Below are 14,215 nucleotides of genomic sequence, written 5' to 3'. Positions count from 1 at the left end.
TGCTGTTTTAAAATCGGTTTGATCAATAATTTTGCAATATTTAACTTTTTGTTCAAATGTAAAATGTTTGGACATAAAAATAACACTCCTTTATTTTGGAGTGTCAAATTTTTTTCACCTAACTTAACATTTATTATTTTGTCGTTTTTATTCACTTTATTTATATTAATGTTTTTGTAGTAAGAACCATTGTTATCTACTGCACCAGGAACTTCTTGAGCTTCGTTTAATAATTTATCAATTTCTTCTAATTCATTTGAAATCATACGATTGTCTTTTATCGTGTCTTTTAAATTTTCTCCTGACGCTTCAAGTTTATTTTGTAGTTTTATGATTGCCGGATCATTCTTCAAAATACTATTGTTTTTAATAAATCTTTGAGCTTCTGTTAATTTATCAGCCAATTTGTTTATTAATAATGTTGTATAATCGATATTGACCTTATTAGGATCATTCCTGTCTGCAACAATATATCTAATATTGGTTTCTGAGTTTTTCTTTCTTTGTGGAATCATTACGATTGATGTTGTAGTTACTGCTATAGTTGCAAAAACTGTACTTCCTAAAAGAACTTTATATCTTTTTTTCATTTTATAACCCCCATTTTATTACAAACGATTTATTATTTTTATTTATATTTATTAGTATATAAAATTTATTTCATTTTAATAGTGATTTTGTCATTTTTCAAAATATTAATTAAAAAAAAAAAAAAAAAACGTGTCTCTTTTGAATGAAAAATATAGTTTTTTAATTTTATAAAAAATTTTATTGCTAGTATATAGTTAAAAAAATATTTTAAACCTTGAAAAATAAGTTTTGGTACATTAAACCCTTTAGTTTTAAAAATATGGTAAAAATTTCACATTTAGTCAAAAAATAATAAAATGGAATGAAGTTAGAGGTAAAAACTCATATTTTTTATTAATTTAAATTTCAATTTTATCTATACCAAAACAGAATAAAAAGTTTTTAGTATACTTTTTATCAAAAGTTTTATTTAAGTTTTTTAAGATGTTAAAACCTTCTTTTAATTAAAAATTTATTTTTTGTTCATAGAAAAGTGTTTCAGCATAAAAATAACACACTTTTATTTAGGGTGTTATTTTTCATATTTTAAATTAAAATGGTTTATTTTTTTAAATACTATTTAGAAGTTCGCGTAATTCATCATTTATAGTGAAATCATTTTGAGTTATGAAGTAATCAACTTCGTAATCGTTTTTATTAAAATCAAAATTTACTTTAAATGTGCTTCAAATTTCAGCTAACTTATTTTCATCAAAATTGCTTGATTTTATATAATCAGCAATTTTTGTAAGTGTATATAGTAATTCGTAGTTAACTAATATATTATTATATTTTCAATTTATAAAGTTTTTGTAATTTACAAAGTGGTTCATATTATGTGATTCAAATCCGCTTCTTGATGGGTTACCTTGAATCCAAAGAGGATTAGTTCAGTTAAAATCGTTTTTATTTAATAAATAATTTAATTTGCTTAAATCTTTATTTTGAGAACTAAATTGATTAGTTTTACTTATTGTTGCAAATTTAATATTTTTATTATTTATTAAATCTACTAATTTTTTAAATCTCTTTTTAATATGAAATTCTAGAAAATCTAATTTTTCTTGATTTTTACCGTTATCGTCTTTTAGATATTTTCTTTGATTTAAATCTGTTTCAACTTTGTTGTTTTCATTACTGAAAAAATCTTTTTTACTTTCGAAGGTATTTTCTATATAGCTATAAAGATTTAAAAGAATTTCTTTATTGTTGTTTTGATTTGATAAGTTGTATATAAATGAATCGAAACCGTTTTGAATGTTATTTCTAAAGTTTTCATCAATTCCGTTTTCATGATAATTTAAAATTATTTTTTTAGGTACATTTTCAAAAACCCCATCGCTTATATTGACGCTTCTTTTTGTGTTAGAGTCCTCTTCATCTCCTCTAGAGTACTTGAAGAGTGTTAAATCTCTTATTAATGCATTATCTTCAAATATTGTATCATTTATATTTGTTTTAAAATCTGAAAGTAAAGTTATTACGTTGTTTTTATATTCTTCACTTTTGCTATCTAATCAGTTTTTGTATGTTTTATATTTATACTCTTTTCTTTTATCGTTTGAATTATTATAATTACTTGTTGGAAATCTATCTTCGTTATAACCTTCATCTTTTATAGTATCTGCGATATTTTGATTTTCATTAATATCTACTAATTTTTGATTGAATTTTCACATTATAGAAGAAACGAAAAGGTCTCTAAAATCACCTGATGATATTGAATTTAGTTCGTTTAAATGAATTTCATTCAATTCTATTTTTTTCTTATATAAGTTTATTTTCTTAATAAATAAATCTTTAATGTCTTTAATACTAATATTAATATTTTTATTTTCATTAGAAGCAAATTTTTTAAATGATTCTAGCATACTCTTATAATATTCTTTAAATTTATCGTATGTAGAAAGTTCTTTTTCATCTGAAGAGCCTATAGAATTGTTGGTTATAATTTCTTGTCCGTCGTTTTTGAAAGAGATATACAATTCTTCTATAAATTCATCAGAATAAATTATTTCAGCAAAATCAAGCAGTGTAATTTCGTCATTTGGTGTTTTTTCGTTAATAAATATATTTAGTTTATCTAATTGTTTATTTAAAATTTCGATAGAAAATTTATGTATTTCACTTAAAATAACGTCAAACTTAAATGTATTATCTAAATATTTATCATTTTTAATAATTTCATTTTTAGAATATAATTTTTCATTTTTGATATTATCTAGCCACATCCAATCGCTATTTTTAGTATCTTTTGTCAAATTTTTAATATCTATTTTTTCATCATCCTGCCCATCTAATCTTCTTGGTCTTCCGCCTCCTGGTGTATAAAGATATTTATCGTAATTGTCCCCTAAGTTGTCTCTTGTGCGATCGTCATTTTTTTCAAAACGTTTTAATATTGCGTTGTTATAATCTGCAAATCTATCTACAGTATAGTTAGGGAATAATCAATTTTCAATAATTTTATTTAAATTTTCTAAATCTTCTAATTGAACAGAATTTATATTATTAATAAAATGTTGGTCATTACTTATTTCACTTAAAAATTCAATCATTTTTCTTTTAGCTGTAACAAGATTTTTAGGAAGGACAATTTCAATTGATGGTTTTTTATTTTTATAATAAAAATCCAAAAAGTCAAAAATATACTTGTTTTTTTGATCGTACACTTTATATTCCGCAAAATTAAATGCTAAGTATTTAGAAATTCCATCTATTAAGTCAATATTATTGCCTGTAAAAAGATTATTAAAAATTCGTAAACTCTCTTGTATTTTTAAAAGGTTATTTTTGATTTCTTCTTTTCTTTTTTCTATCTTTCTGGCAAAAAACAAGACTTCAGCTTTCTTGTCTAATGTTATTGTTAAGTATGCTTGTAATTTATTAACATTATCCTCTTCGTCTAAAGTTTCTTTTGCGATAGAAATATATTCGTTTGCTTTCTTTGAAATATCATCGAGAGCTTTGTCGTTTAAATTCATTTTTACGTTCTCTATCTCTTCTATTGCTTTTTCTAATTCTTCTCTAACATTATTCTTTGCTTCTTCAACGGGAACGTTTATTATTTTGTCCAAATTATTTAAATTTTTTATATTAATGTTTTCATAATAAGAACCATTGTTATCAACTGCTCCTGGAACTTGCTTAGCTTCATTTAATAAATTATTAATCTCTTCTAATTCATTTAAAATCAAGCTATTATCTTTTATTATATCTTTTAAATTTTCTCCTGATGCTTCAATTTTATTCCGTAGTTTTACAATTTTTGAGTCATCTTTTAAAATATTGTTATTTTTAATAAAATTTTGAGCCTCTGTTAATTTATCAGCCAATTTGTCTATTAGTAATGTTGCATAATCAATACTTAGTTTATTAAAATTGTTCTTATTTGTAATAATATATCTACCGTTTCTTTCTAAATTTTTATTTTGACGTGGAATCATTATAATTGATGTTGTTGTTAATGCTACAGTTGCAAAAACTGTACTTCCTAAAAGAAATTTATATCTTTTTTTCATTCTTGTAACCTCTCTTTTTTACAAACAATTTCATTATTTTTATATTTATAGTATATAATATTTACTCCATTTTAATAATAATTTCCTGTTGGTATAAAATCATAAGCAAAAAAAAAAAAAAACGTGCTTTTTTTGCGTTAAAAATACGTTTTTTTTGAATTTACAAAATTTTTTATCACTAGTATATAGATTAAAAAATCTTTTTAATTTTAAAAATGATTTTTTATATTCGAAAGTTTATTTATATCTAAAAATTTTTAAAAAAAATATGGTAAAAATTTCATTTTTTATTAAACGAACTAATTATTAAAAACAAAAAAATAAGAAAATAAAATTTATTTCCTTATTTTCTATTTTTAAAGTGATAATTCCTTGATGCATAATAAATAGCTTCAGAAATAGTTGGATGTGTGAAACTTATTTTTTCTAGTTCAGCAAATTTTATACGTTTTTTTATTGTTTGTGATACTTGATTGATTATTAAACTAGCACCATCTATAAACATCGAAGACCCTAATATTAAACCGGTTTTTTTGTCAACTAAAAATTTTAAAAATTCCAATTCTAAATTCGCTCCGTCGGCATGAGCTCTTGGCAATTGTGAAGATTTAATTATGATTGATTCATATTCGATATTGTTTCTTTTTAGTTCCTCTTCATTGTACCCTATACCGGCAAATTCTGGGTTTAAATAAACCGCTCAAGGGATGGTTTTAGTATTTAATTCTTCTAAATTATCATTTTCTAAAATATGATTCGCTATTATATCTGCAGTTTTATAAGCTACCGAAGACAACATCATTAATCCAGTAAGATCTCCGAGTGCGTAAACATGATTTTCGCTTGTTTGCATATATTTGTTTACTTCAACAAATCCTTTTTGGTTTATTTTTAAGTTCAATAATTTAAATGAATCGTTATTAGGTACTCTACCTATAGCCAAAAGAATTTTATCTGATTGAAATTCTATGATTTTGTTATCTATTTCTGTTATTAACTTATTATTTTTATATTCAATAATATTAACATTTTCAATAACATTAATATTTTTATTCTCTAAGTATTTCCTTACTGATTTTTGTAATTCCTGATCGAAATTATTCATAAATTTTCTTGCTTCGAGAATGGTTACTTTTGTTCCTAATGTAGAATAAAAGTATGCAAATTCAAGTGAAACTGGTCCGCCACCAATTATTGTTAATGAATTTGGAATTTCTTTTAATTCTAATGCATCAGTAGAATCTATTAATACTTTATTTATTTTTGCTGTTTCGAATCCTTTTAAATTTAATTCTCTTGACCTAGAACCTGTAGCCAAAACAAGTTTTTCAAATTTTATTTGTTTTTTTGACTGTGTTTCTACAGTGTGCGAGTCAATTACATTAGCTTCTTCAAAGAATATTTTTACTCCAGAATTTTCTAGTAAGTTCTTTATTGAGTTATTAATTTTTATTTTATTATCAATTCTTCTTTGTTGGATTCTATCAAAATCAAAAGAAGAATTGTTTGATATAATACCATATTTTTCTGACATTCTTATGGTATCCAAAACTTTAGCTGATTTAATCAATGTTTTAGTTGAAATGCAGCCTTCATTAACACATGTTCCGCCAAAATGTTTTCTTTCGAATAAAGCGACTTTTTTACCATTTTTAGCCAATATAGATGCTAATGTATATCCACCTGGACCTGCACCTATAATTGCTATATCAAATTTTTCCATTGTTACCTCACATTATTTATATTTTAAATATTATATAAATAATTTTAAAAAGTGGAAAAATAATTTAATTTTAGTTAAAAAATTAATTTTTTAATATTTTCTTATTTAAAAAATCAAGCAATTAATATTGCTCGATTTTTATTTAATTATTCATTAAATCATTTAATTCTTTTATTTTATTATTGAATAATTCTTCGTTATATTCAGAATAGAAAACTTTTTTTGCTTTTGCTATTTCGTTAAAAATTTTATCAATTAAATCCGCGTTAGTCTCTCTTTTTAAAGTATATACATATTTATTGACTTCATTAATTTTATTGATAAGATTAATCTTAATATCATTAACATATTGAGTTGTTGCTTCGTTATCATAATTTTTTCTATCATTATTTGCGTATCTAAAACTTAATAATTTTAAGCTAAACATAGCTTGCTGAATTTTATCATTTATATCCGGTGATAAGTTATTTTGAGGTTCTCATTCAAATCTTACATATTTTGCTCTAAAAGGTTGGAAGTCAAAATTCATAAGAGGATATCCTGTGGTATAACTATTTCTATTTATATTATAAGTTTCATAGTATTGTTGTGGTCCGTGATTTTTAGTTCCTGAATTAGAAAACAATCTATATGAACCAAAATCTTTATAAGATTTTTTGCTTTGATATTTAGCTTCTTTTCAATTTAATCCATCATCAGAGTATTTTATAATAATATTTTTAGGCATTACTATTTTTGAGTCTATTTTAGTAGATCCTGCTCATGTAGAAAATTCAAAACTATAAAAAGTTTTTGGGTTATTGTTAGTAGTTTTAAATGTTATATAGTTTTTTTGATTTGATTGATCTGTATTGTGTACATCTCAATTATCTCAACGATTACGTGAGGCATAATCAAATATATTAATATATCCAGATTTGTCATTTGATTGATCACTTAAAATTGTAAATTCATTATTTTTAAATTTATATGTTCTTGGATTATAACTTAATAAGTTTTCGGAGTTATTTCTATTATCGAAATTAATATGTAATTCATATCTGATATTTTTTATTTTTTCGTTAGTGTAAAAACCGCTTAAGTCAGCATATATTATTTGTTGTTTTATTCCGTTTTTTGTAATTGCATTTTCATCATTTTTACTATATATATTTTTTATTTGATCTTTAGGCACTTGTATTTTATACACACCCGGATTGATGCCATTATTTATAGCGTTTACATCGCTAGATTTGATTTCAACAGTCATATTTTCGTTAAAAATATCTTCAAATCTCACTGCTGATGAAAATGTTGTAATGTTTTGTAAGATAACTTTAGCTTCTTGCGGTGAAGTTGGTGTTTTGACAAAAATATTCTTATTAATTTTTTTGTCAAAAGAGTATTTTATTTGATTATTATTAAATGTTAAATTAATAATAATATTATTTTCATCGTGTGATATTGAATTGAATTCTGGAATATACATGTTATTTGAATATTTAATAGATATTTCTTTAGCTGCAAAACTATCTTTTAGTTCTTCATTATCTATATTTTCTTTAACTTCATCTCAATTATAAGAGCTAGGATTATTAAATGTAACTTCTATGCCATTTTTGATTTCATTTATTTCATCATCATTTAACTTAAATTCGTATTTTTTAATATGATATTCGAATATTTGTGAATATTGATCCTTATATTTTATTTTGTATAGAATTTTAATTTTATTTTTTTCTTTAATTGCATCAATTAATATGAATTGAGCATCACTATTTTGGCTTATGAATGAAATTTTATCATTAGAAACTTTGTTATTTTCCGAAGTTTCAACATTATTAAATAAAGTATTATTTGAATTTTTATAATTAATTCTAACTTTATTTAAAAGCATAAAATTTATTGTATCATAATTATTAATTGTTTGACTTTGGAAAGTGTTATTTGATATTTCGTTATTATGGATCAATTTATATTTAACAATAATTTTATTATTTTCTTGTTTTGATGCACTAATGAATTGATGTTCCAATGTAGTTCCTAAGAAATTATAATTTTTAGGATTGTTTATTTCATTTTCTGGTATTGAGTTAAAATCAACAAAATTATTATTTGTAAATTCGATTGAAATTTTATTATTTTCAAGTTCAAAGTTATATTCTGCTGATTGATTGTCTTCTTCTACTGAATTATTATTACTATCGACTGTTTTTTTAATGTTATAAGTAAATAACTTTGAATTATAGTTATTATTATAGATAATGTAATTAACGCTTATAGAATTATCGAAATTATAAATATCAATAATTTTAATATTAAAGCTATTTATTTGGTTATATGAAATTTGTGATGCGTCAATTTGGGTAATATTAGTAGTGTCGCCTCTATATTCAAAAGTAACATTTTTGCTTAGTTCTTCAAAATTTGGGCTTACCACCACTTCTTCAACATTTAATTTTTTATTTGTAAAAAAGTGATCTTTAGGAATGCTTGTTGTAAATGTTTTAGAAATTTTATTTTTATAAACTAAATTATATTTAACTGATATTTCATTTTCTCTTTTTTCTTTTGAAATTAGTTGTACTAAATATTTATTAGGTGCCAAAATAAAATAATTTTCATTATTACTAATATCAGAATCTGTTATGTCTTGGAAAGAAGTGTTTAAAGAATTTTTATATCCTATATTGACAATAATATTTTCAAAATTATCTTCGTTTTTAGAGTTTTTGTAATTGCTAGAACAGGCTATTGATGTCAACATAAAAGAACTTAATAGTGTGCTAGTTATTATTGCTTTTTTAATCTTTTTATTCATCTTTATCCTCTTCTGCAAAATTGTAATTATAGAATCATGGTGAACTATATTCGTTAGGGTTTTTTAAATTAGCTCTTATTATTTGACTAGCGAATGAATTTGTATTATTAATATCAAATGGGTTTTGATTTTCTAAATTTGAACCTATATAGTTGTGTTGTTTTGTTCAATATCTATACGCATAACTATCAAATCCTTTGTTTCCACCTCATCATGTTGCAAAGTATGTGTTATTATCCAAGTACATACTTGTTCCTGAACCTCCTGCTCCTAAGTATACAGGGGCATAGTTAGATTGGCTCTTAATACTAATTTGATCATCATCTCTTCCGGTGTATGAGCCACTTGGTCTACGACTAATTATTCCTGAAATTTTTGATAGTGGATATCCTATTAAAGCGATATTGCGATTTGATGGAACTGTAATATGACCTTTTTCAAAATCTACATTAAACTTAACAGGTTCTATGTAGTTATTTATGTAATCTAATTTGTACACAATATTCATTTTTCCGTTACGTTTAGCGTCTAAATATTGCTCATTAAAATCTGCAATAAAAATAGTTAAATCAACTGTTCCAGACTTGGAAGGATCATTTTCATTTTTTTGGTCTAATCCTGTTCAAATTATATCGGTTTTAGCTTTAATTTTATCATTTGAACCGCTTTGGTTAAATCCTCAATATTGATTTATTATATTATTTCTATGTTTTGGAGCTAAATTTAAATTATAGTAATATTCATTATTAGCAAGATTATTAAAGTCTTTAATATTATCTCCAATTACGTGTCGGTTCGAAATTAAATAATATTTATGATCATTTTTGTCATTATTAACTTTACCTATTATAGAAGTTGAGCCTCATAAATCATTTTTATGCTCTCAATTTTCAGGTCTATCATCAGCAACAAATTGTACAGATCTCATTCATGTATCTCTAGCTAAATCTCAATGCTCTTGTTTATTTCAATTCAAAATATCTGCATCCATTAAATAACCTTCATGGAATTTATATGGAACATTTTGATTCGGGTAATACACTTTATTATTTTCGAAGAATGAAGTGTCGTTACTAAATAAAATTGGTTGATTATTATCGGTGTAAAATACATCATTATAATCAAATTTATTCGAATTTATATCAAAATTTTCCTCTTGCAATGTACTTGTATAATTAATTGTTATTTCAGAAGCAGTTGGTAATACACCTATTGCTTTATTAGGATCAAAATTTACCCCGTTTGAGTATTTTATTAAACTAGGGTCTCCGATAAAAATTTTGTTATTTTTATCTTTACTATCTATGATTACTTTTATTCCTTTATTCTCGTCTCATTTAAATATAACTCTATATTCAACGGTTTTTCTATTATTTCCTGATCCAAAAGAAGTACTTTTGTCAAATATAATTACAGATTCGTTTTTAAGTTGGTTGAAATCTATTGAGTATGTATTATCACTATTAGTTCTGGTTAGTCTTTGGGCTTTAGACCCATCATTTAACAATACATCCGCATGAATTATAAATTTAATTGTTGATTTTGTTGTTGTATCTTTTAAAATAGTTTTTTCAAGATATTTTTTGTCTAAATACCAATATACATTTTCTTCGTTTTTATTATATTTTCAATAAGTATCTTTTCAATATTGTTCAATAACTCTTTGTCTAATAATTTTGTTCTCAGAGTTAAAAATTGTTATTAAGTTCTTTTTTTGTTGTGCAAAGTCTGAATAAAAATTAATATTTGAATTTTCGGTTTGTTCTCTTTGTTTAAAACCTGTTATTTTATATCACGAATTACCTATAAATGTTTTTGCCGTGTTATGAGCAGGATCGAAACCATCTACTTGTAGTTTTATATAAAGTTCATTACTATTGTATTTTTGAACATCATTAATCTTAAATTTATCAACATTAAGTTTAAAATTACGATAAGTTAATCTTTTGTTTTGATCTTGACCTTTTAATTCTATTGCTTTTGATAATTCGTCTTTATTGGATATAAAATAATCCGCATCATGTTCCGAAAGTATTTGTTTATTTACTTGAATGTCATCTAATTTGATATTATTGAGCATTATCTCAGGGTATAAAGCTTGTTCATAATCGTTGACAAGGTTTATTAAATTGTATGTTTTATTATTTGAATATCTAGTTAAATTATTATCTTTTTTAATTCATCCAATTTTAAAACTTAATCCTCTAATTCCTACTAACTTTATGTCGTAAAAGTAGTAAAAATAATCTCTTAATAATGGTTGTAAATCTGATGAAAAATTGGTTACTCCTGAATTGTAGATTTTATTTTTATCTTCAATTCCGATAAAATCAACATTATCTTTATTTTCTCCTGCGGTAGCTCTTTCTTCAGATTTGTTTTTAATTCCAATAAAATAATTTAGCTTATTAAAAGCTTTTTGTTCGATAAAATTGATTGGATTTAAGGTTCTATAGTCAATTTTTATTGTATTTCCACCTTTTCTTTCTATAGTACCACTACCTAAATTTCAACCAAGAACAGATTCATTAATTTGATCCATTAGGTTTTTAATGTTAGAATCAATTTGATTTGAGTTAAATTCTTCAGAAATAAAGTCGTTTTCTGCAAAGAATTCCGCTTTAGGTTTTATATCTTCATAGTTTAAAAACATAAAATTATCTACCGTAAATGAATTTTTAAGGCCTTGAACAGGTTTAGGTGCAGGTATTCCGTTTTCTTTATATCAAAGTTGTAAATCTGCTCTATGATTGTAATTGTCTACATTAGTTATTTTGTCAATGTAAATTTCGTATTTTCCAAAACTAGGCATATTATAAAATTCGTTCATTTTTTCGATAGCTTCAGAAGCTAAGAAATCTGAGTGATTTCATCTATTTTTAGGGTCCTTCAAGGAAATATTTATGAAAAATTTTCTTTTATCATTTGAATTAATGATGTTTAGTATTTTTTCTTTATTTATATTGTCTCAATAACTTTCTTTTTCAATTGTTCTCGGATTAAAATTATTAATCGAACTCAATAAAATAGATTTAATAGTTTGGTTATTAAATTTAATATTAATGAAAGAATTTAATTTGCTTGTTATAAAAATATTTGAAACATCATATTTAAAATACTTTCCTAAATTTGCGAATTTAGGTTCAAGTAATTCTTGTTTTTGTTTTTCGTTTAATTGTTCGATTTCTTCTGTAGTGTATGAATTTAGTAATTCATAATTAATATTAAATAATTGATCTAAATTATCGTAAGATAAATTATTTAATTCTTCCATTCCTCCATGATTATATTTTTTGGATTTTTTGAAAGTATATGCGAAATTTGAAACACCTTTAATTTTTACTTCGACTGTTAATGTTAAAGTATCTAAATTTTCACCTTCTAATTCGATATTTTTTATTGTGTAGTTAAATTGTTCAGTATCTGAGTGATCGAAAAAGATTTTTGCATTATCAAAATTGAATGATGCAGCGTTTTTTATTTCTTCTAAATTATATTTTGTTTCACCTAAGTAATTTTCAATATTAAATTTTTCTTCGGAATTTTCTTTTAAATATTGAGAAGCTGTTTTATTTTCATTTGGCAATGAACTTAACTGTTCTAATTCTTCATAAAATGATTTAATAACGTTTATATTATTTTGAATATTGCTTAGGTCAAAATATTGAATTAAGTTATTATTAAATATTTTTCTATTTTTATTAAGAAGTATATAAAAATTATATTCTGAATTACCATTAAGTGATTTATCTATTATTTTTGAATAATATTCATCTATTTTTAGTTTCAATTTATCAATAAATAATTTTAATTCTTTGAATTTATTAAAAAAATCTATAAATTTATCGCTATTATCTAATTGAGATGTTAAGATATTTAAATCTTCTTTTAAATTATTGTTAATTAATATTGAATTTATTAAAATATTTAGTTCCGCTTTAGATTTATCCAAATCATTTTGCTCGTTGTTAAAAATATTTTTTATATAGCTTAACTCTAAATTTGTAAGCGAATTTTTCACTTCTTCTTTTAATTTTTCTTTAATGTCAGTTTCTAATTTTTGGTCATTTTCAATTTTGTCTAATAATTCTGTTTTATTTACTTCAAAATTTTCTTCATTACTTTGATAAGAAAAGCTTTTAATTTCATTTTTCAGATTATTTTTAAAATTTAAAATAGTTTCTAAATTAATAGTTCTTTTTAATTCTTCTTTGGTTGTTTGATAATTATTTAATCATGTATTTTTATCCTGAATAGAATAATTATTTAATATAGAATCTATAATTGAAGTATTTTTATCTAATTGATAAAGTTTCTCTATTAGAGAGCTTTTGAATTCTAAATTATTGTATGCTAGTGTTTTTTCGTTTAGATAAATATCTTTTGTTATTTGTTGATTAAACTGATAAGCTGATAAATTATTTAAGTATTTTTTCATCTTATCGTTATTATCAGAAATAATTTTATTTCTTATACTTAAAAGTGATGCTAATTTTGTAATTTTTTCATTTGTTTCATCACTCAATTCGCTATAGTTAAAGTAATTAGGTTCTAAGATTTTATTTAATTTTTCTAAGAGTTCTTGGAATAGTTCGTTTTGATCAAAAACTACTTCAACACCACTAAGAGCTTCGGTTGATTTAATATTTAAGAAATTATTTAGGTTTTTAATAAAAAGCAATATTTTTTTATTTAATTCTAAATATTGGTCTGGAATATTTTGAAATTTATATAATTCTAGTATTTTGTTTTTTATTTTTTGAATTTTTTCATTTTCAAATTTATTTAAACTAGTTTCTAAATCTTTTTTAAATAAATTAAATTCATTTTCTTTTACTTGATCTATATTAGAAAGAATGTTACTCGAATTTAATGTAATGTTCGAATCGAAATTATTAAAATTTATATTAGATTGTGTAATTATACTTTCAAATCAATTTAAACGACTCATTATGCTAGATTCTAGTGGTTTATTAACTTCTAAATTAGTACTGTTAAAATTTGCATTTAAAATATTTTGATAATTTTCTAATGTTAATTTTATATTTGAGTTTAATTCGATATATTCTTTTTCGGTTTCTAAATAAGGATATTGTTCCAAAATTTTATTTTTAAAATTTTTAATCTTATCTTCATTTGAATCGACAGTTAAATTTGCTTCTAATGATTTTTTATATTTTTCTCTAAGGTGTATATTTTTATTTTTTTGTGTATTATTAGTATTTTTTTGTAACAAAACGCCAAGACTTGCCGCAATAGAAATAGCAGTGATTCCTAAGGCGGAAAATAATGCAACTAATGCCTTTTTATTATTTTTTAATTTCATTTTATTCCCCTTTATTTGAATGTTAAATATTATTTATATATTATATAAAAATAACGAATTATTACGAAAATAATTGTTGTTTTTAATTTTTTAACTTAAAATAACCTACTATTTTAATTCAAAAAGTTAACATTTATTAAATGTCAACTCCTAAAATGAAATATCAAGTGCAACACTTTCGTGCTTGGTATTTTTATTATATCTTAACGATCTAAAAAAATCTAAAATTTTACTTAAAAAATCAATATTATTACTTTGTTTTCAATATCAAAAGT

Annotated in this window: 5 protein-coding genes; all 5 read right to left on the bottom strand. The window is 22.9% G+C overall.

Translation table 4 applies throughout. The features are described from left to right. A partial coding sequence (locus N9R85_RS03260; protein ID WP_262858566.1) for a hypothetical protein occupies window positions 1–590 on the bottom strand: 590 nt, incomplete at its 3' end. 549 nt (window positions 591–1,139) lie between these two features. Further along, window positions 1,140–4,091 carry a hypothetical protein gene (locus N9R85_RS03255; RefSeq protein ID WP_262858565.1) on the bottom strand — a complete coding sequence of 984 codons (2,952 nt, stop codon included), beginning with the start codon at window positions 4,089–4,091 and terminating at the stop codon, window positions 1,140–1,142. Window positions 4,092–4,434: 343 nt separating this feature from the next. Further along, window positions 4,435–5,814 (bottom strand): dihydrolipoyl dehydrogenase, encoded by a 1,380-nt coding sequence (locus tag N9R85_RS03250; RefSeq protein ID WP_262858564.1) that lies wholly within the window; start codon window positions 5,812–5,814, stop codon window positions 4,435–4,437. A gap of 142 nt (window positions 5,815–5,956) precedes the next feature. Continuing rightward, window positions 5,957–8,614: a hypothetical protein gene (locus N9R85_RS03245; protein ID WP_262858563.1), complete on the bottom strand. Its 2,658-nt coding sequence runs from the start codon at window positions 8,612–8,614 to the stop codon at window positions 5,957–5,959. Beyond that, a complete protein-coding gene (locus tag N9R85_RS03240; protein ID WP_262858562.1) occupies window positions 8,607–13,940 on the bottom strand; it encodes an MGA_1079 family surface serine endopeptidase in 5,334 nt (1,777 codons plus the stop codon). The genes N9R85_RS03245 and N9R85_RS03240 overlap by 8 nt, the downstream gene beginning before the upstream one ends. Window positions 13,941–14,215 lie beyond the last annotated feature (275 nt).

Source organism: Mycoplasma sp. CSL7503-lung, from assembly GCF_025515455.1.
In the GTDB taxonomy this organism is placed as follows: Bacteria; Bacillota_I; Bacilli_A; order Mycoplasmatales; family Metamycoplasmataceae; genus Mycoplasmopsis.
The sequence above is the reverse complement of the archived record's forward strand: the minus strand, read 5'-3'. Positions and strand labels throughout refer to the sequence as shown.